22 protein-coding genes are annotated in these 25,969 nt (G+C 65.9%); 8 read left to right on the top strand and 14 right to left on the bottom strand.

The features are described from left to right. The first annotated feature begins 225 nt into the window (after positions 1 to 225). From surE to KUV65_RS13130, 3 genes are all read left to right on the top strand, one after another. Positions 226 to 1,011: a 5'/3'-nucleotidase SurE gene (gene surE, locus KUV65_RS13140; protein WP_222191137.1), complete on the top strand. Its 786-nt coding sequence runs from the start codon at positions 226 to 228 to the stop codon at positions 1,009 to 1,011. After that, positions 1,008 to 1,649: a protein-L-isoaspartate(D-aspartate) O-methyltransferase gene (locus tag KUV65_RS13135; RefSeq protein WP_222191136.1), complete on the top strand. Its 642-nt coding sequence runs from the start codon at positions 1,008 to 1,010 to the stop codon at positions 1,647 to 1,649. Before surE ends, KUV65_RS13135 begins: the two co-directional genes overlap by 4 nt. A gap of 131 nt (positions 1,650 to 1,780) precedes the next feature. Further along, positions 1,781 to 2,887: a M23 family metallopeptidase gene (locus KUV65_RS13130; protein WP_222191135.1), complete on the top strand. Its 1,107-nt coding sequence runs from the start codon at positions 1,781 to 1,783 to the stop codon at positions 2,885 to 2,887. A gap of 414 nt (positions 2,888 to 3,301) precedes the next feature. Here KUV65_RS13130 and bchJ read toward each other — a convergent pair whose 3' ends face one another. Beyond that, entirely contained in the window at positions 3,302 to 3,892 is a 591-nt protein-coding gene (gene bchJ / locus KUV65_RS13125) for a bacteriochlorophyll 4-vinyl reductase (protein ID WP_222191134.1), read from the bottom strand. A gap of 231 nt (positions 3,893 to 4,123) precedes the next feature. Between bchJ and KUV65_RS13120 the strand changes: the two genes are divergently transcribed. After that, positions 4,124 to 5,350, top strand: coding sequence for an SAM-dependent methyltransferase (locus tag KUV65_RS13120; protein WP_261331749.1), 1,227 nt, complete (start codon positions 4,124 to 4,126; stop codon positions 5,348 to 5,350). Between the two features lie 64 nt (positions 5,351 to 5,414). Here the strand turns inward: KUV65_RS13120 and KUV65_RS13115 are convergent, their stop codons facing one another. Both KUV65_RS13115 and KUV65_RS13110 read right to left on the bottom strand, forming a co-directional pair. Then, positions 5,415 to 5,744 (bottom strand): DMT family transporter, encoded by a 330-nt coding sequence (locus KUV65_RS13115; RefSeq protein ID WP_222191133.1) that lies wholly within the window; start codon positions 5,742 to 5,744, stop codon positions 5,415 to 5,417. 59 nt (positions 5,745 to 5,803) lie between these two features. Beyond that, complete coding sequence (locus tag KUV65_RS13110; RefSeq protein WP_222191132.1) at positions 5,804 to 6,475, bottom strand: HAD family hydrolase; 672 nt, start codon at positions 6,473 to 6,475, stop codon at positions 5,804 to 5,806. Positions 6,476 to 6,682: 207 nt separating this feature from the next. Here KUV65_RS13110 and carB point away from each other — a divergent pair, with 207 nt between their 5' ends. Continuing rightward, a complete protein-coding gene (gene carB, locus KUV65_RS13105) occupies positions 6,683 to 10,012 on the top strand; it encodes a carbamoyl-phosphate synthase large subunit (protein ID WP_222191131.1) in 3,330 nt (1,109 codons plus the stop codon). 117 nt (positions 10,013 to 10,129) lie between these two features. Here the strand turns inward: carB and KUV65_RS13100 are convergent, their stop codons facing one another. Beyond that, positions 10,130 to 10,525, bottom strand: a complete 396-nt coding sequence (locus KUV65_RS13100; protein ID WP_222191130.1) for a cytochrome C — start codon at positions 10,523 to 10,525, stop codon at positions 10,130 to 10,132. A gap of 115 nt (positions 10,526 to 10,640) precedes the next feature. Here KUV65_RS13100 and KUV65_RS13095 point away from each other — a divergent pair, with 115 nt between their 5' ends. After that, positions 10,641 to 10,964, top strand: a complete 324-nt coding sequence (locus KUV65_RS13095; protein ID WP_222191129.1) for a hypothetical protein — start codon at positions 10,641 to 10,643, stop codon at positions 10,962 to 10,964. Between the two features lie 96 nt (positions 10,965 to 11,060). On the opposite strand, the gene KUV65_RS13090 is transcribed toward KUV65_RS13095, so the two are convergent. Next, positions 11,061 to 12,374: a KAP family P-loop NTPase fold protein gene (locus KUV65_RS13090; protein WP_222191128.1), complete on the bottom strand. Its 1,314-nt coding sequence runs from the start codon at positions 12,372 to 12,374 to the stop codon at positions 11,061 to 11,063. Between the two features lie 108 nt (positions 12,375 to 12,482). Next, positions 12,483 to 12,890: a BrnA antitoxin family protein gene (locus KUV65_RS13085; RefSeq protein ID WP_222191127.1), complete on the bottom strand. Its 408-nt coding sequence runs from the start codon at positions 12,888 to 12,890 to the stop codon at positions 12,483 to 12,485. A 250-nt stretch (positions 12,891 to 13,140) separates the two neighbouring features. Between KUV65_RS13085 and KUV65_RS13080 the strand changes: the two genes are divergently transcribed. After that, positions 13,141 to 14,379, top strand: coding sequence for a trypsin-like serine peptidase (locus KUV65_RS13080; protein WP_222191126.1), 1,239 nt, complete (start codon positions 13,141 to 13,143; stop codon positions 14,377 to 14,379). Positions 14,380 to 14,460: 81 nt separating this feature from the next. On the opposite strand, the gene proS is transcribed toward KUV65_RS13080, so the two are convergent. The 8 genes from proS to KUV65_RS13040 form a co-directional block, all read right to left on the bottom strand. Further along, positions 14,461 to 15,816, bottom strand: a complete 1,356-nt coding sequence (gene proS, locus KUV65_RS13075) for a proline--tRNA ligase (RefSeq protein WP_222191125.1) — start codon at positions 15,814 to 15,816, stop codon at positions 14,461 to 14,463. Positions 15,817 to 15,886: 70 nt separating this feature from the next. Next, positions 15,887 to 16,096 carry a hypothetical protein gene (locus tag KUV65_RS13070; protein WP_222191124.1) on the bottom strand — a complete coding sequence of 70 codons (210 nt, stop codon included), beginning with the start codon at positions 16,094 to 16,096 and terminating at the stop codon, positions 15,887 to 15,889. Positions 16,097 to 16,475: 379 nt separating this feature from the next. Continuing rightward, the gene (locus KUV65_RS13065; protein WP_222191123.1) at positions 16,476 to 18,053 is read right to left on the bottom strand and encodes a Ppx/GppA family phosphatase; all 1,578 of its coding nucleotides are present in this window, start codon (positions 18,051 to 18,053) and stop codon (positions 16,476 to 16,478) included. A 55-nt stretch (positions 18,054 to 18,108) separates the two neighbouring features. Then, positions 18,109 to 20,283: an RNA degradosome polyphosphate kinase gene (locus tag KUV65_RS13060; protein WP_222191122.1), complete on the bottom strand. Its 2,175-nt coding sequence runs from the start codon at positions 20,281 to 20,283 to the stop codon at positions 18,109 to 18,111. Positions 20,284 to 20,311: 28 nt separating this feature from the next. Further along, positions 20,312 to 21,001: a DnaA ATPase domain-containing protein gene (locus KUV65_RS13055; RefSeq protein ID WP_222191121.1), complete on the bottom strand. Its 690-nt coding sequence runs from the start codon at positions 20,999 to 21,001 to the stop codon at positions 20,312 to 20,314. Beyond that, positions 21,001 to 22,110: an AI-2E family transporter gene (locus tag KUV65_RS13050; protein WP_222191120.1), complete on the bottom strand. Its 1,110-nt coding sequence runs from the start codon at positions 22,108 to 22,110 to the stop codon at positions 21,001 to 21,003. Before KUV65_RS13050 ends, KUV65_RS13055 begins: the two co-directional genes overlap by 1 nt. A gap of 159 nt (positions 22,111 to 22,269) precedes the next feature. Next, positions 22,270 to 24,429 (bottom strand): methylmalonyl-CoA mutase, encoded by a 2,160-nt coding sequence (gene scpA / locus KUV65_RS13045; protein WP_222191119.1) that lies wholly within the window; start codon positions 24,427 to 24,429, stop codon positions 22,270 to 22,272. Then, complete coding sequence (locus KUV65_RS13040; protein ID WP_222191118.1) at positions 24,371 to 25,297, bottom strand: hypothetical protein; 927 nt, start codon at positions 25,295 to 25,297, stop codon at positions 24,371 to 24,373. Before KUV65_RS13040 ends, scpA begins: the two co-directional genes overlap by 59 nt. A 169-nt stretch (positions 25,298 to 25,466) precedes the next feature. Between KUV65_RS13040 and KUV65_RS13035 the strand changes: the two genes are divergently transcribed. Then, positions 25,467 to 25,958, top strand: coding sequence for a DUF4174 domain-containing protein (locus tag KUV65_RS13035; protein ID WP_222191117.1), 492 nt, complete (start codon positions 25,467 to 25,469; stop codon positions 25,956 to 25,958). The last annotated feature ends 11 nt before the right edge of the window (positions 25,959 to 25,969 follow it).

Here is a 25,969-nt window from a genome sequence, read left to right as displayed (position 1 = left end):
CAAGCGCGACAAGGGGCATCGAGCCCCTTGCCGCGCTGACGCCTCCGGCGGGCATATTTTTCGGGATAAAGATGCAATGGGCCGGGCTCTGCTGCCCGCGGGGCGTGACCACAGGCTCACGGCGCAGGGGTGCGCTGCGGTGGCCCCCTTGTTCGCCCAAGGTCCACGGGCTACACGCGAAAGCGGCCCTTTTGCGCCACCCACGCCTGACCTTCCGGAGTTTCCATGCGCATTCTCATCACCAATGACGACGGCATCAACGCCCCGGGCCTGACGGTGCTGGAGGCCATCGCCGCCGAGGTGGCTGGCCCCTCGGGCGAGGTCTGGACCGTCGCGCCGGCCTTCGAGCAATCGGGCGTGGCGCATTGCATTTCCTACGTCCACCCCACGATGATCGCCGAGCTGGGCCCGCGCCGGTTCGCCGCCGAGGGCACGCCGGCCGATTGCGTGCTGGCGGGGCTGAGCGACGTGCTGGCCGACACGCCGCCCGACCTTGTCCTGTCGGGGGTGAACCGGGGCAACAACGCCGCCGAGAACGTGCTGTATTCCGGCACCATCGGCGGCGCGATGGAAGCCGCGCTTCAGGGCCTGCCCGCGATTGCGCTGAGCCAGTATCTCGGGCCGAAGAACATCGGCCTCGACGATCCGTTCGAGGCCGCCGTCGCCCATGGCGCGGCGCTGGTTCGCACGCTTTGGGAGCAGGGGCATTGGGACCGCGAGGATTACCGCGTGTTCTACAACGTGAATTTCCCGCCCCTGCCCGCCTCGGAGGTGAAGGGCACCCGCGTGACCGCGCAGGGGTTCCGGCGCGGCACGGGGTTCGGCATGTCGCCGCAGGTCGCCCCCAATGGCCGGCGCTTCCTTTGGATCCGGGGCGGGCCGCAGGATGTGCCGACCCAGCCGGGCACCGACGCGCACGCCAATCTCGACGGCTACATCTCGGTCACGCCGCTGCGGGCGGACCTGACCGCGCACGAGGCGCTGGACGGTCTGAGGTCTGCGCTGGAATGATAGACGACGCCGAACGCAAGATGCAGTTCCTGTTCCAGTTGCGCCAGAAGGGCGTAACGGATGCGCGCGTCTTGTCGGCGATGGAAAAGGTCGATCGGGGGCAATTCGTCCGCGGGCATTTCGCCGATCGCGCCTATGACGACATGCCCCTGCCGATTTCCTGCGGCCAGACCATCAGCCAGCCCTCGGTCGTCGGGCTCATGACGCAGGCCTTGCAGGTGCAGCCGCGCGACACGGTGCTGGAGGTCGGCACCGGCTCGGGCTACCAGGCGGCGGTGCTGAGCCACCTGGCGCGGCGCGTCTACACCGTCGACCGCCACCGCAGCCTGACCCGCGCAGCGGAGCTGATCTTTACCCGTGGCGGCTATTCCAACATCACGGTGCTGACCTCGGATGGCTGTTTCGGGCTGCCGGACCAGGGGCCGTTCGACCGCATCCTGGTGACCGCAGCGGCCGAGGACCCGCCGGGCCCGCTGCTGGCGCAGTTGAAGGAGGGCGGGATCATGGTTCTGCCGGTCGGACAGTCCGATCACGTGCAAAGCCTCATCAAGGTGACGCGCAGGGCCGACGGGTTCGACTACGAGGAACTGATGCCCGTGCGCTTCGTGCCGCTGGTCGAAGGGCTGGCGCGGGACTGAGCGGCGCGGGGGCTGGAAACCGGACCGCGCTTCGGTGTAGAACCCTTGCAAAACAGGGGGCGATGCCCCTGATGACGAGTGACGAGCACCTCCGGCCCATGTTCCGGCCGGCCCGAGCACAGGACCGCACCATGCCCCGATTGACCCCGATCCTCGCCCTCGGCCTCTCCGTCCCTTTGCTGGCCGGCTGCGTCGGGGCCGTGCCGGAGCTCGATTTCGATTTTCGCGGCGGGCCGATCTCGTCCGGTGTCGGGTCCGAAACAGCACCGCGCCCCGAGCCCGATGCCAACGGTCTGATCACCTATGAAAGCTACCAGATGGTCGTGGCCCGCCGCGGCGATACCGTGGCCGATGTGGCCACGCGCGTGGGGCTGAGCCCCGAGGAACTGGCGCGGTTCAACGGGCGCAATGCAACGGACACGCTGCGCGCCGACGAGGTCCTGGCGATGCCGCGCCGCGTGGCGCCGGGCGCCGGAGCGGGCACCGATATCGCCGCGCTCGCCCGCGGGGCGATCGACGAGGCCGAGGCACGGGGGCCCTCGGCGTCCGGTCCGGCGCTCCAGCCCGGGCAGGAACCGGTGCAGCACCGCGTCGGACGCGGCGAAACGGCCTATTCCATCGCGCGGCTCTACGGCGTGTCGGTGCGGTCGCTGGCCGAATGGAACGGGCTCGGCCCCGACCTGGCCGTGCGCGAGGGGCAGTACCTGATTATCCCGATCGTGATCGAGCAGGCCGCCGCCGATACCGAGGCACAGCGTCCGGGCGCCTCGATCGCGCCGCCGCCGCCCTCGGCGGCCAACCCGCTTCCCGACGCGATCGAGGCCGCCCCCCTGCCGCCGGCAACGGGCGGCGGGCCGGCCGCCCCCGCCCCGGCGCCGCAGCCCGAGACCAACGCGCGCTTCGTGCGGCCCGTCGACGGGTCGGTCCTGCGCGATTTCTCGGCCGGAACCGACGGGATCGACTATGCCGCCCCGGCCGGCACCGCCGTGCGCGCCGCCGCCAACGGCACCGTCGCCGCGATCACGCAGGACACCGACCAGATCCCGATCCTCGTGATCCGACACGAGGACGGGTTGCTGACCGTCTATGCCAATATCCAGAACATCCGCGTGTCGCGCGGAGACAGCGTCAGCCGCGGTCAGAGCGTGGCCGAGGTGGGCGCAGGCGACCCGTCCTTCCTGCATTTCGAAGTCCGTCGCGGGTTCGAATCGGTCGATCCGGCGCAATTCCTGCCCTGACGGGCGGTTGTGCGGCCTGTCTCAAGCTTCCCAGGGGAAGCCATCGACAGCCCGCCCGGCCGCAAGCGGCCGGGGGCGCCAGGATTTCGACCTCGGCCTGAGATCGTGACCCGCGAGCCGGCATATTTTTCTGGATAAAGATGGGAAGGGCGCGAAAGGCGACGCCCTGCCCCGCTATCCGAACCGGCTTCACGAGGCAGGGCGTGCATCTTCATCCACGGTCATCGGCATGCCTGCCTGTACCGTGCCTCGAATATGGAGCGCCAAGGTAAAGAAGGCGTTAAACGCACCCATCTTTATCCTTCAAATATGCAGGGGCGTCCCACGCCCCGCTGCGCCCGAGTGGCCCCCGGAGGGGGTCCGAGGGCACAGCCCACCGGGCGACGCGGCAACGCCGCGGCGCAATACCCCGGATCACCGCACGCGGGCCATCTCGAAGCGGCACGCCTCGGCCCCTTGGGCGCAGCAGGCGACCTCTTCGCAGCTCCAGCCAGGCCCGCAGAGTTCCGAGAACAACCGCTCGAACACCGCCGCGTGCCAATGGCACAGCGGCACATCCGAACGTTCCCCTCGCACCACCGGGTTGTCGCCGATCTCGAACACCACGGGCCATGTCGAAACCAGCCGGAAATCGCCCGACCCGCAAAAGGTCCAGGCATGTTTCGCGACGGCCTTGGCCAGGATCGGCGCGGCAAGGCGTGCCGGCAAGAGCCGCAGGATGGCTTGCGCCTTGGAGGGGATCCGGTGGGCGAGGATGTAGTCCCCGGTCCGTTTCCCCGCTTCCTTGGCCAGGCGCGGGGCGGCATCGGGCATCTCTGCCCGCATGGCCTGGTGCAGCCGCGCGGCGGGCCCCTCGTCGATCAGCCCCTCGGCCGGATTGGGAATTTCGATCACCCCCGCCATGGCCATCAGATGGGCCGTGACCTCGGGGCCGGCCTCGTCCTCCAGAACGGGGACAAGTTGCAGAATGGCGTTCGGTCCGATCCGGCCCGTTTGTGCGTTCATGTCCCACCTCCATCGGGTCGCCGGCCAGATCCTCGGAGGGCGGCGCAGCTGCGCGACTCTCCGGCCCGGCGTCGGCTTACAAGACCACGAAACACGTCGGATCAGGTTGACGCAGATCAAGCTTTTCCCAAGAAAGACAGGCGTTTCAACGCGCCTCTTGAAAAATTGTCGCAATCCGGCAGACTGATTGTCGCAGGAAGGGAAGCACCGACACCCGCGAGGAGAGCCGCGATGTGGGACCGTATCCTCGACCGTATGCTGCGGGATCTGTTCGTGATCGGCGCAGTCGAAATTACCTATCCCGATGGCACCACGCGGCGCTACGGCGAGGAGGGGGCAGAGCCCGTTCGCGTCACCATGACCGACCCCAGCCTGCCGCGAAAGCTGGTTTTGAACACCGAGATCGCCTTGGGCGAAGCCTATATGGATGGCCGCCTGAGCGTGGCGCAGGACGATGTCGAGGGGCTGCTGGCCCTCGCCGTTCAGAACTCCAACCGCAAGCAGAAGGTCTTGTGGCGCGAGATCGGGCAGACGGCCCGCCGCGCGCGCCGCCGCTTCGACCAGTGGAACCCGGCCTACAAGGCGCGCCAGAACGTGGCGCATCACTACGACCTGTCGGGCGAGCTATACGATCTCTTCCTCGATGCCGACCGGCAGTATTCCTGCGCCTATTTCGCCGATCCCGAGATGTCGCTCGAGGCCGCGCAGGAGGCCAAGAAGCATCACATCGCGGGCAAGCTTCTGCTGGAACCGGGCATGGAGGTGTTCGAGATCGGCTGCGGCTGGGGCGGCATGGCGCTGACGCTGGCGCGCGATTACGGGGTCAAGGTGCTGGGCGTCACCCTCAGCGAGGAACAGCACAAGATCGCGACCGAGCGCGCCGCCGCGGCGGGCCTCTCGGACAGGGTGCGGTTCGAGTTGCGGGACTATCGCTCAGTCACCGGGCAGTTCGACCGGATCGTCTCCATCGGCATGTTCGAACATGTCGGCGTGCCCCATTACCGCGAGTATTTCGAGACGGTCCATGACCGGCTCAAGGACGACGGCGTGGCCCTGATCCACACCATCGGGCGCTCCACTCCGCCCGGCGCCACCAGCCCTTGGATCACGAAATACATCTTCCCCGGCGGCTATGTGCCCGCCCTGTCGGAAATGGCGGCGGCGGTGGAAAAGGCCGGGCTTTACCCGACCGATATCGAGGTCTGGCGCCTGCATTACGCCGAGACGCTGCGCCATTGGTTCGACCGCTTCGTCGCGAACGAGGACAAGGCCCGCGCGCTCTATGACGAGCGCTTCTGCCGGATGTGGCGTTATTACCTGAAGGCCTGCGAGGTGACCTTCCGCCACCATGGGCAATGCGTCTTCCAGTACCAGATGACCCGCCGGCAAGAGGCCGTGCCGCTGACCCGCGACTACCTCTACCCCGCCGACCGCCCGCGCCGGATGGCGGCGGAATAGACGGCACGCGCGCCTACGTTTTCGCCGGCGAAAACGGGCTGGAAACCTCGAGTTTTCCGGCGCCTCAATGCGGCGTCGTGCCGGAAAACAGGTTCAGCACCAGCACCCCCGCCACGATCAGCCCGATCCCCATCATCGCCGCGCCGTCCAGCCGCTGGTCATAGACCAGCCAGCCGATCAGCGTGACCAGCGCCACGCCAAGGCCCGACCAGATCGCGTAGGTCACCCCAAGGGGCAGGCTGCGCAGCACAAGCGCGAGGAAGTAGAAGGCCACGCCATACCCCACCACGACGATGGCCACGGGGCCCGCGCGGGTGAACCCGTCGCTGGCCTTCAGCGCGGTCGTGGCGATCACCTCGCCCGCGATGGCGATGACAAGATAAAGCCAGATCATCCGAAGACCCCCATGCAATCCGCGACCGGCCTAGACCGGCGCGCGCGCGCGGGCAAGCCTCAGGCGGCGAGCGGGGTTTTCAGCAGGTCCACCGAGAGCGTGTCCACCACCACGCATCCTTCGGGGAAGGCCCGCGCGCGCGCCGCCTCGCCCGGGAAGGCCACGCAGCGCAGCCCTGCGGCCAGGGCCGCCTCGGCGCTTTCGGGCGTATCCTCGATGGCCAGCGCCTCGGTGGCCGCAACGCCCGTCTGCGCCAGCGCATCGAGGTAGATGTCGGGTGCGGGTTTGCGCGCCGCGACCCGCGCGCCGTCTCCGATATAATCGAATCGATCCCGCGGGATGGAGCCCGCCAGCCCCTCCAGCATCAACTCGACCGTGTCAGGATAGGTCGAGGTGGCCCAGCCGATCTTCACACCGGCCGCGCGCGCGGCCTCGATCACCTCGACCACGCCGGGGCGCGGGGTGATCCCGCGATCCAGCACCAGCGCGCGGAAATTGGCGACCTTGCGCGAATAGATGGCCGGGGCGTCCACCACCTCGTCCATCATGCGGGCGAAATCGGCGATGCGCCGCGCGCCGCCCGGCACCTCCAGCATCCGGACATAGCTGGCTCGGTCCCACACCCAGTCGAGGCCAGATTGCTTGAAGGCAAGGTTGAAGGCCTCGCGCTGCACTTCCGAGGTTTCGGCCAGCGTTCCGATGGCGCCGAAGAAAATGGCCTTGATGGGCATGGCTGACCTCCACGTGTCACGTTTCCTTTACAGGTATACGCTCAAAACCGCCGCACGGTTCATTTGGAATGCGTCGCGGTGTCCCCCCGGCCCGTCTGCACCCCGGATCGCCCCTTGCGCGCAACGCTTGCCTGTCTATAACGCCAGCAATTTGCGCGCCGCCCGGCCCGGTCCCTCGACCGGTGCCTGCTGACCCTGGGGAATGACATGCCGAAAAGAACCGATATCCAGTCGATCATGATCATCGGAGCGGGCCCCATCGTCATCGGCCAGGCCTGCGAGTTCGACTATTCTGGCGCCCAGGCCTGCAAGGCCCTGCGCGAGGAAGGCTACCGCGTCATCCTGGTCAACTCGAACCCGGCCACGATCATGACCGACCCGGAACTGGCCGACGCCACCTATATCGAGCCGATCACCCCCGAGGTCGTCGCCAAGATCATCGAAAAGGAACGCCCCGACGCGCTCTTGCCGACGATGGGCGGGCAGACGGGGCTGAACACCTCGCTCGCGCTGGAAGAGATGGGCGTGCTGGAAAAATTCGGCGTCGAGATGATCGGCGCCAAGCGCGACGCCATCGAGATGGCCGAGGACCGCAAGCTGTTCCGCGAAGCGATGGACCGGATCGGGCTGGAAAACCCCAAGGCCACCATCGTCAGCGCGCCCAAGGGCGCGGATGGCAAATACGACATCGCCGCCGGCATGAAGAACGCCATCGAGGCCATCGAATATGTCGGCCTGCCCGCCATCATCCGGCCCGCCTTCACGCTCGGCGGAACGGGCGGCGGCGTGGCCTACAACCGCGAGGAATACGAGTATTACTGCCGCACGGGGATGGAGGCCTCTCCGGTCGCGCAGATCCTCGTCGATGAAAGCCTGCTGGGCTGGAAGGAATACGAGATGGAGGTCGTCCGCGACAAGGCGGACAACGCGATCATCGTCTGTTCCATCGAGAACGTGGACCCGATGGGCGTGCACACGGGCGACTCGATCACCGTCGCCCCCGCCCTGACGCTGACCGACAAGGAATACCAGATCATGCGCAACGGCTCGATCGCCGTGCTGCGCGAGATCGGGGTGGAGACCGGCGGGTCCAACGTGCAATGGGCCGTGAACCCCGAAGACGGCCGCATGGTCGTGATCGAGATGAACCCGCGCGTCTCGCGCTCCTCGGCGCTGGCCTCCAAGGCCACGGGCTTTCCCATCGCCAAGATCGCCGCGAAACTGGCCGTGGGCTACACGCTGGACGAGTTGGACAACGACATCACCAAGGTCACGCCGGCCAGCTTCGAGCCGACCATCGACTATGTCGTCACCAAGATCCCGCGCTTCGCGTTCGAGAAATTTCCGGGCTCCGAACCCACCCTGACCACCGCGATGAAATCGGTGGGCGAGGCCATGGCCATCGGCCGCACCTTCCACGAATCCGTGCAAAAGGCGCTGGCCTCGATGGAAACCGGCCTGACCGGCTTCGACGAGATCGAGATCGAGGGCGCCCCGGACGAGGCCGCCATCATCAAGGCCCTCAGCAAGCAGACCCCGGACCGACTGCGCGTCATCGCGCAGGCCATGCGTCACGGCCTCTCCAACGACACGATCCAGGCGGTCACCCATTTCGACCCGTGGTTCCTGTCGCGCATCCGCGAGATCGTCGAGACCGAGGACGATATCCGCCGCGACGGCCTGCCGGTGACCGAGGAAGGCCTGCGCGCGCTCAAGATGATGGGCTTCACCGATGCCCGCCTCGCCAAGCTGACCGGCCGGACCGAGACGAACATCGCCCGCGCCCGCAAGAACCTCGGCGTCACCGCCCAGTTCAAGCGCATCGACACCTGCGCCGCCGAGTTCGAGGCGCAGACGCCTTACATGTATTCCACCTACGAGACCCCCGTCATGGGCGAAACGGAATGCGAGGCGCGCCCCAGCGACCGCAAGAAGGTCGTCATCCTCGGCGGCGGCCCCAACCGTATCGGGCAAGGGATCGAGTTCGACTATTGCTGCTGTCACGCCTGTTTCGCGCTCAGCGACGCGGGCTATGAGACCATCATGGTCAACTGCAACCCCGAGACGGTCTCGACCGATTACGACACCTCAGACCGCCTCTATTTCGAGCCGCTGACCTACGAACACGTCATGGAGATCCTGCGCGTCGAGCAGGAGCGCGGCACGCTGCACGGCGTCATCGTCCAGTTCGGCGGCCAGACGCCCCTGAAACTGGCCAATGCGCTGCATGACGCGGGCATCCCCATCCTCGGCACCACGCCGGACGCCATCGACCTGGCCGAGGACCGCGAGCGTTTCCAGCAGCTCGTCCAGAAGCTCGGCCTGAAACAGCCCGAGAATGCCATCGCCACCACCGATGCCGAGGCCAAATCCGCGGCCGAGCAACTCGGCTACCCGCTGGTGATCCGCCCCTCCTACGTCTTGGGCGGCCGCGCGATGGAGATCGTGCGCGACAGCGCCCAGCTCGACCGTTACATCCGCGACGCCGTTGTCGTCTCGGGCGACAGCCCGGTGCTCCTCGACAGCTATCTCGACGGCGCGACCGAGGTCGATGTCGACGCCCTCTGCGATGGCGAGGCCGTCCATGTCGCGGGCATCATGCAGCATATCGAAGAGGCGGGCGTCCATTCCGGCGACAGCGCCTGTTCGCTCCCGCCGCACACCCTCTCGCCCGAGATCCAGGACCGCATCATCGAACAGACTCACGCGCTCGCCCGGGCGCTGAACGTGGTCGGCCTGATGAACGTCCAGTTCGCGGTGAAGGACGACGAGATCTACCTGATCGAGGTCAACCCCCGCGCCTCGCGCACCGTGCCCTTCGTCGCCAAGGCCACCGATAGCGCCATCGCCTCCATCGCAGCGCGCCTCATGGCGGGCGAAAAGCTCTCCGATTTCCCGATGGCCGAGCCGCACCAGCCCGTCGATGACGACACCCCGATCATCCCCGGCGACCCCATGGCGCTGGCCGATTTCCGCACGCCCTGGTTCTCGGTGAAAGAGGCCGTGCTGCCCTTCGCCCGCTTCCCCGGCGTCGACACGCTGCTGGGGCCGGAAATGCGCTCGACCGGCGAGGTCATGGGCTGGGACCGCACCTTCCCCCGCGCCTTCCTCAAGGCGCAGCTTGGCGCGGGCACGCATTTGCCCGAGGCCGGGACCGTCTTCATCTCGATCAAGGACGCCGACAAGGGCCCGCTCCTGATCGAGGCCGCCGAGATGCTGAAAACCCTCGGCTTCGACATCATCGCGACCCGTGGCACCGCGGCCTACCTGGCCGAGCACGGCATCGCGAGCCACGTGGTCAACAAGGCCTACGAGGGCGGACGCAGCATCGTCGACATCATCAAGGATGGCGGCGTGCAACTGGTCCTGAACACGACCGAGGGCGCACAGGCGGTGGAAGACAGCCGCTCCATGCGCGCGGTCACGCTGGCCGACAAGATCCCCTATTTCACGACGCTGGCAGGCAGCCACGCCGCCGCCCAAGCCATGGTCGCCGCCAGGGACGGCAAGCTGGGCGTGCGGTCACTGCAGGCGTAGGGCGGGATTTATCCCGCCGCGCCCTCTGCCGAATAAGGGCCGTCAGACGACGCGGCGGGCGGCGCCCGTCATGTGTGACCTACGCCAGCGATCCGCGTGTCGAAACGGCGTCTGCGCTTACTGCTGGATCGACTGCAGGTAAGTGACGAGAGAAAGAATTCTGCCTCTCACGACCATGTCCGCGGTCTCGCCTCGTTCGCTGCTCGCCGAAATCTGGAAGCGCTCGCCCCAGACAGGCATCGCGCTGCCATGCGCCCGCATGCCGTCCCGGCCATCGATCGTTGCCAGGACAGCTTCAAACGGAAAGGTACCCCCGTTCGCCTGCGAAAGCTGAAGAAGCCCGGGGGTTTCTATGTTCAGCAAACCGGCCAGCGGGCCATCCCCCAATGCGCTTTCTCCGTGACACCCGGCGCATGCGACGAAGTACTCCCGCTCCCCCACGACGTCGGCAACGGTCGGGCTTGCGAACAAGATCAATACGGCGACGAGGCGCGTTCCGATAATCCACTTCATCGATTTATGTCCTCCCATAAATTCCTAAGGACCAACACTAATCTCGTTCCACGACGGGAGACTTGCGATAGATCAATGCGAATGCAACAAACCAGTGTGCATCGCGCGGTCTTGCATGAGCAGGCGCTTGGCTTTTCCCTGCGAATGGCGACGTCCCGGAGGTCTGACCGAAGCGGATTTCAAAGGTGACCGCGACGAGGGCAACAAGGCCTGCGAGGGTGGGCGCAGCATCGTCGACATCATCAAGGATGGCGGCGTGCAACTGGTGCTGAACACGACCGAGGGCGCACAGCCCGTGGACAACAGCCGCTCCATGCGCGCGGTCACGCTGGCCGACAAGATCCCCTATTTCACGACGCTGGCAGGGTCACATGCCGCCGCCCAAGCCATGGTCGCCGCCAAGGACGGCAAGCTGGGCGTGCGGTCACTGCAGGCGTAGGGCGGGGAGCTAAAGTTCACCGCAGGATGCATTTATTGACGGTTTGCGCGAGGGATCGAGGCTTCCTTTTCTGACTGAATATCGGCAGAAGTTATTTCACAGTTGGAACACATCGAGGGTTTCGGCGATTACACTACGGAGAATTTCTCGCGGGTTGCGATCTGGAAAAAAGCTGACAACCGCTTGATCCAAGTAGTTGGGAAGGGAATCGAGATCTTGGCTGGTCGTCAGCCGCCATATGACATGATGCTCATACCGCTGATCGCGAGTATCCGTGGACCGGCGCTCAAGTTCGAAAACACGGAAAAACTCGTCGCCAGTGAGTTTTCCTTGGCGGGCGCTTTCAACCGCGCTCGGAGACAATACCTGCAGCACCAAAAGTCCAATATAAAAGTGGGGTGATGCCGGCGAATCTAGGGATGGCTCGGGTGTCACCATCGCCAGCGTGGCAATCTTCTCGACATCACGCAAACTCAGCCTTGCGTGGTGGTCAACGTACTGCAAGTACTCCTCCAACCAATTGTACTTCCAATCGCCAAACAAACCGATCCCTTCGGAGACGTTTTGGAAGTGGCGCATCTGGGTGCGGTTGGAGGTGTATCGCCCACGGCGCGGTACCAAGGGCATGGAAAGGGTCACGAATTTCTGCAGGTAGCGGTCCGCCTGAACGCCGACACCGTAGCGAGCACGGACGCTGTTCGCTAACTCTTTAAGATTGACCCCAAGGACAAAATGCACGTTTGGAACGTCAAAAAAATGCTTGATGACCTCCAGCAGGTTTAAGGCGTAGTCAGGCCGGCATCGGTCTAGTTCATCGACCACAATCACTAGCTTGTTTTCTGCGGCTAACTCCTCCAGCGCTTCCCGAAAACTCTGCATGGCCGCACGTCTGCCATCCTCTTTCTTCCAGAAAGCCTCGGACGCTTTCTCCAACTCATCCGATCCAGCGTTTAGCCCGGCATCGCCGACCACTCCTGCGACTTCAGTCGCACCCGCAGTCGCGAGCGCCAAGCCGATCTTGAGAGCCGGTCGCGCGAGTTTAAATGCTGCCTTTTTTACATTTTCCCAATGCCGCTTGGTAGCGCCGGTTGTCTCTATCCTTTCAGAGATTGTGCCGGTCAGGCCGATCAAGGGATCGTCCATGAAGTCGTTTTTGAAGGCATCAAAATAGACCGTTTTGGCGGTTCCATTGTTTTCCTTGGCGTGGGCGCCAACCCAACACTTCAAAAAAACGGACTTCCCGGCTCCCCACGGCGCATCTACAGCAATGACCATCGGTTCAGATATAGCTTCCACTAAGTTCGAGAGCTTTTTGCCCTCACTTGCTCTGTCCAGTTGGCAAACCCCGTCGAACCCATCTTGATAAAGATCGATTTCCGGTTCGGGCAGGGTCAATCGGGCATTGGTCATTTACAAACACCTTTGGACAATGGTGGCTCGACTATATTTGGGCCGACTACGGTGGCCAAGATGGCGAGAGAGCAGTTGATCAATCTCCGTTGTGGGCCATATCCCCCCTCACTCCTCCTCCCCCATCACCCTTGCCGCCTCGCCCCATTGCGGCGGGGCCGTCTGGCTGGTCGTCGACTCCTTGAACGGCTCGATCGTGTCGCGGCCCCGGATCAGCCCGCCCAGGCGCGCATGCATGAAGGCGCGCAGCACGTCGTTCATGCGCGGCTGATAGCCCGGCCCCATCGAGCGGAACCATTTCACCACGTCCTCGTCCAGCCGCACGGTGATCCGTGTCTTGGCGCTTTCGCGGCGGGTGGCGATTTCGCGCCATTCCATCGGGATGCGCTGGTCCATGAAGATGGCCGAGTGCATGTCCCATTCGAACCGCCGCAGCGCGTCGGCGAGGTAGAAATGGTGTTTGCGCTGCGCCATGGTCAGCGGCTTGCCGTGCATGGCCTCGTCCAGAGTCGTCATCTCCGGGCCCCCTTGTCGCTCTGATGTGGAAGGCGGCCAGTCTGGCGTGGAAGGGTTAAGAAATCGTTGAGGGGGCGTGTATGTACGGGGTGTGTACAGGGTGTGTACGGGGTGTGACGTGTCGTTTTCGGCCCAGGGGCGGCGTCCGCGATCGCGGGTTTTTCCCCGCAGAGGAGCGTGGACAGGTCCGTGCCCGGCCCCTACCCTGAGCGTCGCACACCCCGCCCCATGACGTTTTCGGGAGTATTCGATGCAAGTCTTTTCCCCTCGCGCGCAGGTCGCCGCGGCCCTTGTTTTCGGCTGCGTGGCCTCTGCTAACCCCTTGATTGCGCAGGATTGGTCGCTGCCCTCGACCTTCGGCGAGATCTCGATCACCGGCGGGTTCCAGCCCGATCCGAACTGGATTCACGTCCTTGCGGGCGGCGAGATCCGACGCGAGTTTCCCGATGCCGTGACGGGCAATCGCTGCACCGGCCATTTCGCCGACGCCCCCGATTTCCGCCTGTTCTACGACCCGTCCGAGGGCGAACCCCTCTCCATCTACGTCGAATCCCGCGACGACACCGTCCTCCTCGTCAACACCCCCGACGCGCAGTGGCATTGCAACGATGACAGCTCGGGCCTGAACCCGGGCCTGAGCTTCGAGGAACCGCTGGCGGGGCAATACGACATCTGGGTGGGCACCTATCAGCCCAGCAACGGCGACTACCCCTCGGCCATCCTGTCGATGTCGGGCGAGGCGCCCTTCGCCGCCACCTTCGCCCGCGCCTTCTTCGGCGAGGATGACCGCATCGTGGTCGACCCGTCGCAGGCACCGTGGAACATGATCGGCTTCGTGGACCTGTCCTCGGCCAGTTGTACGGGCGTCCTGATCGGGCCGGCGACAGTGCTGACGGCGGGTCATTGCCTGGCCGACGAGGGCCAGATCACCACCCTGCCGGTGGAATTCATCGCGGGCTTCGACCGGGGCGATTTCGTCGCCCGCTCACCTATCAGCGGCTACCACGTGCCTGCGAACTGGATGGCGGGCGAGCAGGAGGGGTATGACTTCGCCTTCCTCTATCTGACCAACCCGATCGGCGACCAGGTCGGCTGGATGGACGTGACGGTCATGAGCGACGCGGAGATCGCCGCCGCCCGCACAGGCGATGGCCCCGACATCATGCAGGCCGGGTATTCCTACGACCAGCAGGGGCTGATGACCGGCAACCTGGATTGCCCCTTCGTCGAGATCGGCAGCCAGAACCGCCTGATCCACCAATGCGATACGTTGCAGGGCGACTCGGGCTCGCCGCTCTTTATCGAGACGGACGGGCGCTATCGGATCATCGGGATCGAGTCCCACACCAACGCCATGCCGCGCGAGGAGTTCGACCAGAACGTCGCGATGTATTCCGAGTATATCGTCAACGAGATGTGGGCGATGGCGGGCCAGGGCGGCAGCACCGGCACGGTGGGATCCGGCGCGATGGTCCCCGCCACGAAGTAAGGCCCCGACCGGGAAACAAGACCGCCCGGACCATCAGGTCCGGGCGTTTTCGTGTTCGGAGGCTAAGGCCGGCCGCGCGGCTCAACCCGCGATCAGCGGCAGGTGCGGCGCATAGATCTCGGCCACGCGGGCGATTGCGGCTTCGGGCGTCATCTCTTCGCTTTCGCCGGTGCGGCGGCTGGTCAGTTCGACCATGCCGTTCTTGAGGCCCCGCGGGCCGACCGTGATCCGCCAGGGCAGACCGATCAGGTCCATCGTGGCGAATTTTGCACCGGCGCGTTCCTCGCGGTCATCGTAAAGCGGCTCCAGCCCCTTGGCGGTGAAGGCCTTGTAAAGATCCTCGCAGGCCGCGTCACAGCTGGCGTCGCCCTGTTTCAGGTTCACGATCCCGACATGGTAAGGCGTGACCCCCTCGGGCCAGATGATGCCGTTCTCGTCATGGCTCGCCTCGATGATCGCGCCGACAAGGCGGCTGACGCCGATCCCGTGAGAGCCCATGTGCACCGGCACGCGGTTGCCTTCGCGATCGGTCACGACGGCGCCCATCGGCTCGGAATACTTGGTGCCGAAATAGAAGATCTGTCCCACCTCGATTCCGCGGGCGACGCGGCGGCGATCCTCGGGGACGTCGGCCCAGACGGCCTCGTCATGGGTCTCGTCGGTGCGGGCGTAGCGGCTGGTGAATTCCTCCAGCACGGCGCGGCACTGCTCGACGCTGTCATAGTCGATCTCGCGGTCGCCGAATTTCAGGTCGGTGATCTCGCTGTCGTAGAACACCTCGGATTCGCCCGTCTCGGCCAGCACGAGGAATTCATGTGTGTCGTCGCCGCCGATGGGGCCGCTGTCGGCACGCATCGGGATGGCCTGCAGGCCCATGCGCTCGTAGGTGCGCAGGTAGCTGACGAGGTGACGGTTATAGGCGTGCAGCGCGTCCTCTTTCGTCAGGTCGAAATTGTAGCCGTCCTTCATCAGGAATTCGCGGCCGCGCATCACGCCGAAGCGGGGGCGGATCTCGTCGCGGAACTTCCACTGGATGTGATACAGCGTCAGCGGCAGGTCCTTGTAGCTGGTCACGTGGCTGCGGAAGATGTCGGTGATCAGCTCTTCGTTGGTGGGACCATAGAGCATGTCGCGATCATGGCGGTCGCGGATGCGGAGCATCTCGGGGCCATAGGCATCGTAGCGCCCCGACTCTTTCCAGAGGTCGGCCGATTGCAGGGTCGGCATCAGCATGGGGATATGGCCGGCGCGGACCTGTTCCTCGTGCACGATCTGCTCGATCCGGCGCAGCACCTTGAAGCCAAGCGGCAGCCAGGAATAGATCCCGGCGCTGGCCTGCTTGATCATGCCGGCGCGCAGCATGTAGCGGTGACTGACGATCTGCGCCTCGGCGGGCGTCTCTTTCAGAACGGGAAGGAAGTAACGGGAAAGGCGCATCTGGCGGACCCTTTGGACTCTGGTTGTCCCGTCGGGTCTAAGCCAAGGCGAAACCGCTCACAAGCGGTGCTCAGACATTCGGCGATCCGCCGGCCGAAGATGCGAACCCGCCACCCCGCGGGCCGGGGGCCGGGGCGGGCGCCGGGGCGTCGATCCCCCAGCCGCCCGTGGGCGTGCCGAATACGCCGGCCGAAGCAGGGCGCATCCCGATCCAGAGCGCGGCGGCCATCACGACCAGAAGCGCGATCAGGGTCAGCGAAAGCTTGTTCAGAAGGGACATGGCAGCCTCCCATCACTTGGATGGGCGGCACTCTACCCGCTTGGCCGTCGCGGCGGCAGTCAGGCTTTCCCTACCCCGCCCGCAAAAAAGCGGCCCCACGCGGGGGCCGCAGTCTTGGAAAGGGGCGCCGGGGCTGGCCAGGGGAAAAGGGACAAGACGCCAGCCCCGGCAGGGGCGCGCCTAGACCGGCATCGCCGAAACGGCGGTCGGGCCGAATACCAGGACCGAAAACATCACGACGATCACGAAGACGAGGGAAACCGCGAGGTAGTTCAGCAAGGTCATGGCAGGTACTCCGGCACTGGGGCAGATCCAAGCGCTGAGCCAACGGTAGGACAACGCTTCTGCGCAGACTATGCAGGAAATCCCTACCAGCCGGTTAAGCCGCGCCCTCGACGATCGGTTCGGCCCCGAGCGCCGTGGCCAGCGCCCTGAACCGTGCCTCGGCGACCTCGCCGAAGAGCGCCCTGCCCTGGTCGGTTTTCAGCGTCAGGATCAACTCGTGCCGCTGCGGGCGGTAGCGCAGCGCGCCGTGATCCGAGGGCTTTTCGACGGTGAACATCGCGCCGAACCGCATGGCGCGGCCAAGGATCTCGGCCTCTTTCACCTTGTCCTCGGGGAGCAGCTGAAGCAGAGCCTCGTCGAAATTGGTGGCCGCGCGGTTGCCTTTGTAGCGGTGCAGCAGCGCCAGACCCAGGAAGACCCGCTCGCCATGGGTCAACCCGCCGAGATTGGCGCGGGTGGCGTTGTCGAAACAGACCTCGGCGCGGTAGTCGGGATGGGCGCGCCAACTGACGTCATGCAGCAGGCAGGCGGCGCGGATCAGGCGGCGCTTCTCGGGGCGGGCACGGGGGAAGAGCGGCTCGACGAAGTAATAGAGCGCGCGGCCAAAGCCCGGCATCCGGGCCGAGGACGCCTCGGCATGGCGAGCGGCTTCGATCAGCGGGTCGCGCTGGCGCAGCGCAGGCGTCATCTGTTCGTAGAGCAGCCCTTCGCGGATCCCGTAAGAGGAAATCGCGACCTCCTGCGGCTGGAGTTCCCGCACGAGGCGCTTCAGCACTTCGGAGGCCAGCGGCACAAGTTTCATCCGTTCCGCCGAGGTGCCGGTGCGGGCGCGCAACTCTTCTAGGTCGGACTTGGCGATGTACTTGATCGTGTCGAGGATCGCCTTGGGCTTCATCCGGTATTCGTGCAGCACCTTGAGAGGGTAGCCGCGCCGCTCCATGTCGACCCGCGCAATGGCCCGCCAGCTTCCGCCGACCAGGAACAGGCGCTTTGGCTTCGTCTCGAAATGGGACACCAACTCGGTTACGCGCGACTTGATATGCGCGCGGATGGCTTTCTTGCCGCCCTTGATCCCCATGAGCTTGAGCGGCCCGAGGCTGGAGGTCTGGCGCATTCCCACCTGCCCGTCGCCGGTCAGTTGCGCCAGTTCCATGGACGATCCGCCGATATCGCAGATCAGCCCCTCGGCCCCGGGCCAGCCGACCAGAACGCCCTGCGCCGACAGCCGCGCCTCTTCCGCGCCGTCGACGATCTGGATGGCAAGGCCCGTCTCGGCCATCACCTCGGCGCGGAACTCGGGCCCATCCTCGGCGTCGCGCACGGCCGCCGTCGCCACGGTCAACAGCGGCGCGACGCCCATGCCCTTGGTCAGCGCGGCAAACCGGCGAAGCGCGGCCAGCGCGCGGACGCGCCCCTCGGGGTTCAGACGCCCCGTCTGCGAGAAGCCGGCGCCAAGGCCGCACAGGATCTTTTCGTTGTAGAAATAGGCGGGGCTGCGCGCGGCCCCGTCGAACACCACCAGCCGGACCGAGTTCGACCCGATATCGATCACGCCCACACGTTTGAGCGCCTGCGCCTCGGGGGCGTCGAACAAGGGCACCCCGAAGGGTCCCCATTCGGGATGCAGTTCAACCGGGCTCATCGGGCCCGAAGCGGTCGCGCGCTGCGTCATGGATCGAGTGTTCGCACGGGGCCATGGACGGCGTCAATCGTCACGGGCGGTCGCCTCAATCGTCGCCGTGGGTCAGTTCCGGCACATCCTTGGCCCCGGCCGACCCCCGCCCAGAGAGCGAGGGGTTCTCCATGAAGAAGCGGTGGCAGGAGAACGGGTTCTCCAACTCGGACAGGTCCGGGCGCAGGAAACTCCCGTCGGGTTGCAGCACCCAGGTCTGCGCCACATCGGCGAGGTTGGCCGCCATGATCTGGCTGACGATCTGCGCCTTCACCGTGTTGTTGGTGCATTCGACCAGCGTTTCGACACGCCGGTTCAGGTTGCGGCCCATCCAGTCGGCGGAACTGATATAGACCCGCGCCTTTTTCGAGGGCAGGCCCGCACCATTGCCGAAGCACACGATACGGGAATGTTCGAGGAACCGGCCCACGATGGATTTCACGCGGATGTTTTCCGACAGGCCCTTCACACCGGGGCGAATGCCACAGATGCCCCGGATCACGAGGTCGATCTTCACCCCCGCCTGGCTCGCCTCGTAGAGCGCGTCGATCACGTCGGGCTCGATCAGGCTGTTCATCTTGGCCCAGACCATCGCGGGCTTTCCGGCGCGGGCATGCTCGGCCTCGGCGCGCAGGTTCTCGATGATCGTGGATTTCAGCGAAAGGGGCGAGATCGACAGGTTCTCCAGCCCCTCGGGTTCGGCATAACCGCCGACATAGTTGAACACCTTGGTGGCGTCCCGCCCCAAGGCGTCGTCGCAGGTGAAAAGGCTGAGGTCGGTGTAGATACGCGCGGTGATCGGGTGGTAGTTGCCGGTGCCGAAATGGGTATAGGTCACCAGCCTGTCGCCCTCGCGCCGGACAACGGTGCTGATCTTGGCGTGGGTCTTGTAGGTGATGAACCCGTAGATCACATGCGCGCCCGAACGTTCCAGCTTGCGCGACTGGCGGATATTGGCGGCCTCGTCGAAGCGGGCCTTCAACTCGACCAGCGCGGTGACGGATTTGCCGTTCTCGGCGGCCTCGCACAGCGCCTCGACGATGGGGGACTCGTTCGAGGTCCGGTAAAGCGTCTGCTTGATCGCCACCACGTTGGGGTCCCGCGCGGCCTGCGCCAGGAAGCGGATGACCATGTCGAAGGTCTCGTACGGGTGGTGCAGCAGCATGTCCTTCTGACGGATCGCCGCGAACATGTCGCCGTCATGGTCCTGCACCCGTTCCGGCACGCGCGGCGTGAAGGATTTCCACAGCAGGTCGGGCCGCGTGTCGATCACCAACTCCTTCAGGCTGACCAGGCCGATCATGCCCTTGACCTGCACCACCTCGTCGCCGGTGACGTGCATCTGGTCCACGATCTCGGCCATCAGATCCTCGGGCGCGCCCGCGCTGATCTGAAGGCGCACCACCTCGCCCCGGCGGCGGCGTTTCAGCGCGGTCTCGAATTCGCGCACGAGGTCCTCGGCCTCTTCCTCGACCTCAAGATCGCTGTCGCGCAGCACGCGGAAGGCGCAATGCCCGGCGAGCTTGTAGCCCGGAAACAGCGCGCCGATATGGGTCAGCAACAGCTCTTCCAGCGGCAGGAAGCGCGCCTCGCCCTCGGGCGCGGGCAGGCGCAGGAAGCGGTCGATTTGGCTGGGGATCGGCAGAAGCGCCTGCAACTCGCGCCCGTCGCGTTCCCGCTTCATGTGCAGCGCCAGCGCGATCCCCTCGTTCGGGATGAAGGGGAACGGATGCGCCGGGTCGATGGCCAGCGGCGACAACACCGGGAAGACCTGCGTCAGGAACACCTCTTCGAGGTACCGTTTATCCGCGGGTTTGAGGCCCGAGCGGGTGACGACGGTGATGCCTTCGGCCTCCAGCTCCTTGCGGAGGTTGACCCAGGCCGCCTGCTGGTGCTGCATCAGGCTGCGGGCGTCGGCATTGATCAGCTTGAGCTGTTCGGCGGGCGTACGGCCATCGTCGGAGGGGGTCGTGTTGCCCTCCTGCGCCAGTTCGCGCAGGCCCGCGACACGCACGGTGTAAAATTCGTCGAGGTTACCCGCCGAGATCGACACGAAGCGCACCCGTTCCAACAGCGGCACGCGCGGGTTCTCGGCCTCTTCCAGCACGCGCCAGTTGAAGGCGAGCCAGCTCAGTTCACGGTTGAAGAAACGGCGCGGCCCGCTGATCTGCGCCTCGGGCAGATCGACGGGCTCGGGGATCGGGGCGGAGAGGAAATCGGCAAAGCTCATGATGCTGACCTAGGTGGGGCCTGTGACATCAGCGTGACACGGGCTGTTGCATCTCGGCAAGGACCGCCTTGGCATCCTTGAACCGGGGCGGGCGTTTCGCCGCAAGCGCGCGCGCGTCCAGCGCATCGACGAAGGTGCGCACCGCGGCAAAGGACCGCTCGATGCGCGCCGCGACATGGGTCAGCATCGACGGCGTCAGGCGCAAGGCGCGGTCATGGGCCAGTTTCATCATCACCGCCATCAAGAGCGCGTCGTCCGGCGGCGCCACCCGCGCCAGCCCGGCCTGCCGCATGCGGCTGTCGAGGTCGGGCAGCGTCAGGCCCCAGCGTTCGGGCCCGTCCGTCGCGGTGAACAGGATCGGCGCACCCCGCAGGACTAGCGCGTTGTGCAGGTGAAACAACGCGGCTTCGGCGGCGGCGTGACCGGCGATGCGGTGGACATTCTCGACGACAAGGGCGGGCGCAGCGGCCTGCTGTTCCGCCGCGGCTTCATCGAGGTCACTCGCCTCGACGAATGCTGCGCCACTCATCCCGGCCCAGACATGCGCAAGATGCGTCTTGCCCGCGCCTTCGGGGCCGGCCAGCACCAGCTTGCCATGGGGCCAGTCCCGCCAGGCGTCGATCTGGGCGACGGCACCAGCGTTGGCGGTGGAGACGAAGAAATCCTCTCGCCCCATCGCGGGGCGAAGGGCGAGGTTGAAAACGAGTTGTTCGGCCATCAGATCTGCGCCCCGTCCTCGTCCGGGTCATCACGGTATTCCTCGGGGATCGGCCGCCCCTCGAGCCCGCGATAAAGCAGGCTGTCGGTATATTGCTCGATCCCGAAGCGGACCAGCACGCCAAGCGCGGCGGCGACCGGCACGGCCACCAGCATGCCGACGAAGCCGAAGAGCGTTCCAAAGGCCGAGAGCGCGAAGATCAGCCAGACCGGGTGCAGACCGACCGACGAGCCGACCAGCTTGGGCGTCAGGATGTTGCCCTCGACCATCTGGCCCACCTGGAAAACGGCGGCCACGGCGACGATCATCCACCAGTCGCCCCAGAACTGGAACAGCGCCAGCCCGATGGACAGCGCCCCGCCCACCAGCGCGCCGACATAGGGGATGAAGGTCAAAAGCCCCGCCAACAGCCCGACGACCAGGCCGAATTGCAACCCGATCACCATCAGCGCCACGGCGTAGAAGGTGCCGAGGATCAGGCAGACCGTCCCCTGCCCGCGCACGAAACCGGCCAGCGTGCGGTCGATCTGCGACGCCAGTCGCCGGATCGTCGGCGCGTGGTCCCGCGGCAACAGGTCGTCGATGCGCTCGACCATGTTGTCCCAGTCCAGAAGCAGGTAGAAGGCCACGACCGGTGCGACAACCATGAAGACCAGCACATTCACCACGCCCGCCGCCGAACTCAGCACGCTTTGCAACAACTCTCCGCCGCGCGACTGGATCGTCTCGCCGATGGAACTCAGCGATTGGCGAAGGGGCGAAGTGTCGTCCATGAACTCGGGGAAGCGCTCGGTCAGCCAACTGCGCAACTGGTTGAACAGATCCGGCGCGGACTGGATCAGGTCGGTCGTCTGCTGGATCAGCAGCGGCACGACGACCAGCATCGCCAGTACGACGACCAGAACGAGGATCACGAAGATGATGGCGGTCGACAGCACGCGGCTGAAGCCCATCTTCTCCAGCCGGTCGGCGACGGGATCGAGGAAGTAGGAAATCGCCCCGCCCACGAGGAAGGGCAGGATCACGTCGCCCAGCAACCACAGCAGCGCGAAGAACACCGCAAGGGCGATCCCCCAGTAGAGCAGCTGTTTGCGGACAGGCAGGGCCATGGCGTCTCCTTTGTCGCGATAGATGCGGCAGGGAGGGCCATGGGGCAAGGGGAAAGCGGGGGAACAAACCCGTTTTCCCCAAGGAAAACGGGCAGGAAATCTCGAGATTTCCTGCCCGGAAAACCCGGGTTTTCCGGGCCCGCCCTGCGGGCGGTCCGCTCAGGCCCGCGTGGCGCGGATCAGGTCGAGGATGTCGCGCGCCGCCGAGGGGATGTTCGTACCCGGCCCGAAGATCGCCTTGACCCCGGCCTTCTGCAGGAACTCGTAATCCTGGTGCGGAATGACGCCGCCGCAGATCACGATGATGTCGCCCGCGCCCTCGGCCTTCAGCGCCTCGATCAGCTTGGGCGCCAGCGTCTTGTGACCGGCGGCCTGCGACGAGATGCCGATCACGTGCACGTCGTTGTCGATGGCGTCCTGCGCAGCCTCTTCCGGGGTCTGGAACAGCGGGCCCACATCCACGTCGAAGCCGATATCGGCAAAGGCCGTGGCGATCACCTTGGCGCCGCGGTCATGGCCGTCCTGGCCCATCTTGACCACCAGCATGCGCGGGCGGCGGCCTTCTTCCTCGGCGAAGGCGTCCACGTCGCGCTGGATCTGGGCAAAGCCCTCGTCGCCCTCGTAGGCCGAGCCATAGACGCCGGCCAGCGTCTTCACCTCGGCCCTGTGGCGGCCGAACACCTTTTCCATCGCCATGCTGATTTCCCCCACGCTGGCCCGGTGACGTGCGGCCTCGACCGCCGCTTCGAGCAGGTTGCCGCCCTCGTTCGCGCGCCGCTCCAACTCGGCCAGCGCCGCGTCGCAGGCCGCCGCATCGCGCGTGGCGCGGATCTTCTCCAGCCGCGCGATCTGGCTTTCCCGCACCTTCTCGTTGTCGATCTCGAGGATGTCGATCGGGTCTTCCTTGTCCTTGCGGTACTTGTTGACGCCGACGATCACCTCTTCGCCGCGGTCGATCATGGCCTGCCGCCGCGCCGCCGATTCCTCGATCCGCAGCTTGGGCAGGCCCGAGGCGACAGCCTTGGTCATGCCCCCCATCTCTTCGACCTCGGCCATCAGGACGCGGGCCTGTTCGATCAGCTCGTTGGTGAGGCTTTCGACGTAGTAGGAGCCCGCCAGCGGATCGACGACATTGGTCACGCCCGTCTCTTCCTGCAGGATCAACTGGGTGTTGCGCGCGATCCGGGCCGAGAACTCGGTCGGCAGCGCGATGGCCTCGTCCAGCGCGTTGGTGTGCAACGACTGCGTGCCGCCCAGAACCGCCGACATCGCCTCGTAGGCCGTGCGCACGACGTTGTTGTAGGGGTCCTGCTCCTGCAGGCTGACGCCCGAGGTCTGGCAATGCGTGCGCAGCATCTTGGAGCGGTCGGATTTCGCGCCGAACCCCTCCATGATCTCGTACCACAGCGTGCGCGCGGCGCGCAGCTTGGCGATCTCCATGAAGAAATTCATGCCGATGGCGAAGAAGAAGCTCAGCCGCCCGGCGAACTTGTCCACGTCCATTCCAGCGTCGATCGCGGCGCGCACGTATTCGCGCCCGTCGGCCAGCGTGTAGGCCAGCTCCTGCACAAGGTTCGCGCCCGCCTCCTGCATGTGGTAGCCGGAGATCGAGATCGAGTTGAATTTCGGCATGTTTTCCGACGTGTAGCCGATGATGTCCGAAATGATCCGCATGCTCGGCTCGGGCGGGTAGATATAGGTGTTGCGGACCATGAACTCCTTGAGGATGTCGTTCTGGATGGTCCCCGACAGCAGCGACTTGTCATGGCCCTGCTCTTCGCCGGCGACGATGAAATTGGCGAGGATCGGGATCACCGCGCCGTTCATCGTCATCGAGACGCTGACCTGATCCAGCGGGATACCGTCGAACAGGATCTTCATGTCCTCGACGCTGTCGATGGCGACGCCCGCCTTGCCCACGTCGCCCAGAACGCGGGGGTGGTCGCTGTCATAGCCGCGATGCGTGGCAAGGTCGAAGGCGACCGAGACCCCCTGCTGACCGGCGGCCAGGTTGCGGCGGTAGAAGGCGTTGGACTCCTCCGCCGTCGAAAAGCCCGCGTATTGGCGGATGGTCCAGGGCCGGCCGGCATACATCGTCGCCTTGGGGCCGCGGGTGAACGGGGCGAAGCCCGGCAGGCTGCCCATGTGGCCAAGCCCTTGCGTATCGGCCTCGGTGTAAAGCGGTTTGACGCGGATACCTTCCAGGGTTTCCCAGGTCAGGCTGTCGGGGTCGCGTCCCTTCAGTTCCTTCTCGGCGCGCTCACGCCAGGCGTCGATGCCGGGGGTCTCGGGGCCGGGGGTCTCGGGGGTCTGGGTCATCGGGGGTTCCTCTTCCTACGTCTGTCCTGGCCCGCATCTGCAGCGCGGGCTCATCTAGGTAGTCGGCAAGGCCCCCGGCCCCGGCGCGCAGCCAGGCGAGGTCCTCGGCATATTGGGCGCGCAGGATGGCGCGCTGATGGGGGTCGAAGGGCATGTAGCGGCCCGCGACGATGCCAAGCGACGACGCATCGTCGCCCGCATCGGCCAGAAGCCTGGCAAGCGACACAGCACCCGGCGCCGCGTTCAGGTGTTCATGGCGACGACCGAAGGCCAGGCGTCGGTGCGTCAGGCGGCGCAACAGGATATCAGGGCGCCCGGCCATCGCCTCGTGGCTCCAGACCGCGATGCGGGCACCGGGCAGGGCATGGGCGAGATCGGCGATCACGTGACGCCACCGGCGCGGCTGGGTGATGAGCCGGTCGCAAATGTCGGACCCCGGCGCCGTGCCGCCCCGCGCGATCTGCATCGCGAGCGCCGAGGCCCACCATGCATCGTAAGAGCGGATGGCCAAGGCGATCTTCACCTTGGCCGGGTCGATCCCGCCCGCGATCCGGCTCAGGCGCGTGGCGACGCGAGGATAAAGGCGGGTCTCGGCGATGACCTCGGCCAGCGACCCGATCATGTCGGGGTCGCTCACGATCAGCAGGGCCGCCCCCTTCTCCTGTGCCTGCCGCACGCGCAGCGCCATGCGACCGGTCAGACGCTCTCCGCCCTCTCCGGTGATCCCCTGGAACAAGCCCGCGCGCGTCACCTCCGGGTCCCAGACGGTGATGCCCTTGGCGACCATGGCCGCGCGCCCCTGCCGCATGACGTGGTGCAGCGTGGCGGTTGCGGTGCGGTGGGCGCCCGCGTGCAGGATAACCTCCATCTTGCGATCTCCCGCGGCTGTGAGGACGGAATACCGCCCAGACTGCCCCGAAAGCGATGAAGATCGGGTGAATGCGCCGGACCGCAGGGGCCGATTGCCGCGGCGAAAGCTGCGGAAAGGCTTCGCAATTCCCGGGACCCTGCCTATATCTGGCAGGACTGGAGGAGTGATGCGACCGACCCCCCTTGCCCTTGCTGCCGCCCTGATGCTGGCCCCTGCCGCGATCCCCGCGCAGGAGGCCGATGATGCACTCGCGATGGCCGCCTCGGAGTCCGGCGACACCGAGATCGAGGCCGTCGACCCGATGGCCCCGCGCGACGCCGCCGACGTGACGCTGGAGGAATTCCTGTGGACCGCGCGGCCCATCATCGTCTTTGCCGACACGCCCGCCGATCCGCGCTTCATCGAGCAGATGCAATTGCTGGCCGCGCGGCCCGATCCGCTGATCGAACGGGACGCGGTCATCATCGTCGATACCGACCCCGCCGCCCGCTCGGCCATCCGCACCGAGTTGCGCCCGCGCGGGTTCTCGCTGGTCGTGATGCAGAAAGACGGCAGCGTCGGGTTCCGCCGACCCAGCCCCCGCGACGTGCGAGAGATCATCCGCGGCATCGACAATTTCTCGTTCCGGCAGGAAGAGTTGCGCAGCGGCGGGCAGTGACCCGCCGCCAT

The sequence above is a fragment of the Maritalea mobilis genome (genome assembly GCF_019800885.1).
In the GTDB taxonomy this organism is placed as follows: domain Bacteria; phylum Pseudomonadota; class Alphaproteobacteria; order Rhodobacterales; family Rhodobacteraceae; genus Roseibacterium; species Roseibacterium beibuensis.
The sequence above is the reverse complement of the archived record's forward strand: the minus strand, read 5'-3'. Positions and strand labels throughout refer to the sequence as shown.

Coding starts and splice junctions, on each gene's coding strand:
- surE (WP_222191137.1), top strand. CDS start 226: ATGCGCATTCTCATCACCAATGACGACGGCATCAACGCCCCGGGCCTG.
- KUV65_RS13135 (WP_222191136.1), top strand. CDS start 1,008: ATGATAGACGACGCCGAACGCAAGATGCAGTTCCTGTTCCAGTTGCGC.
- KUV65_RS13130 (WP_222191135.1), top strand. CDS start 1,781: ATGCCCCGATTGACCCCGATCCTCGCCCTCGGCCTCTCCGTCCCTTTG.
- bchJ (WP_222191134.1), bottom strand. CDS start 3,892: ATGAACGCACAAACGGGCCGGATCGGACCGAACGCCATTCTGCAACTT.
- KUV65_RS13120 (WP_261331749.1), top strand. CDS start 4,124: ATGTGGGACCGTATCCTCGACCGTATGCTGCGGGATCTGTTCGTGATC.
- KUV65_RS13115 (WP_222191133.1), bottom strand. CDS start 5,744: ATGATCTGGCTTTATCTTGTCATCGCCATCGCGGGCGAGGTGATCGCC.
- KUV65_RS13110 (WP_222191132.1), bottom strand. CDS start 6,475: ATGCCCATCAAGGCCATTTTCTTCGGCGCCATCGGAACGCTGGCCGAA.
- carB (WP_222191131.1), top strand. CDS start 6,683: ATGCCGAAAAGAACCGATATCCAGTCGATCATGATCATCGGAGCGGGC.
- KUV65_RS13100 (WP_222191130.1), bottom strand. CDS start 10,525: ATGAAGTGGATTATCGGAACGCGCCTCGTCGCCGTATTGATCTTGTTC.
- KUV65_RS13095 (WP_222191129.1), top strand. CDS start 10,641: ATGAGCAGGCGCTTGGCTTTTCCCTGCGAATGGCGACGTCCCGGAGGT.
- KUV65_RS13090 (WP_222191128.1), bottom strand. CDS start 12,374: ATGACCAATGCCCGATTGACCCTGCCCGAACCGGAAATCGATCTTTAT.
- KUV65_RS13085 (WP_222191127.1), bottom strand. CDS start 12,890: ATGACGACTCTGGACGAGGCCATGCACGGCAAGCCGCTGACCATGGCG.
- KUV65_RS13080 (WP_222191126.1), top strand. CDS start 13,141: ATGCAAGTCTTTTCCCCTCGCGCGCAGGTCGCCGCGGCCCTTGTTTTC.
- proS (WP_222191125.1), bottom strand. CDS start 15,816: ATGCGCCTTTCCCGTTACTTCCTTCCCGTTCTGAAAGAGACGCCCGCC.
- KUV65_RS13070 (WP_222191124.1), bottom strand. CDS start 16,096: ATGTCCCTTCTGAACAAGCTTTCGCTGACCCTGATCGCGCTTCTGGTC.
- KUV65_RS13065 (WP_222191123.1), bottom strand. CDS start 18,053: ATGACGCAGCGCGCGACCGCTTCGGGCCCGATGAGCCCGGTTGAACTG.
- KUV65_RS13060 (WP_222191122.1), bottom strand. CDS start 20,283: ATGAGCTTTGCCGATTTCCTCTCCGCCCCGATCCCCGAGCCCGTCGAT.
- KUV65_RS13055 (WP_222191121.1), bottom strand. CDS start 21,001: ATGGCCGAACAACTCGTTTTCAACCTCGCCCTTCGCCCCGCGATGGGG.
- KUV65_RS13050 (WP_222191120.1), bottom strand. CDS start 22,110: ATGGCCCTGCCTGTCCGCAAACAGCTGCTCTACTGGGGGATCGCCCTT.
- scpA (WP_222191119.1), bottom strand. CDS start 24,429: ATGACCCAGACCCCCGAGACCCCCGGCCCCGAGACCCCCGGCATCGAC.
- KUV65_RS13040 (WP_222191118.1), bottom strand. CDS start 25,297: ATGGAGGTTATCCTGCACGCGGGCGCCCACCGCACCGCAACCGCCACG.
- KUV65_RS13035 (WP_222191117.1), top strand. CDS start 25,467: ATGCGACCGACCCCCCTTGCCCTTGCTGCCGCCCTGATGCTGGCCCCT.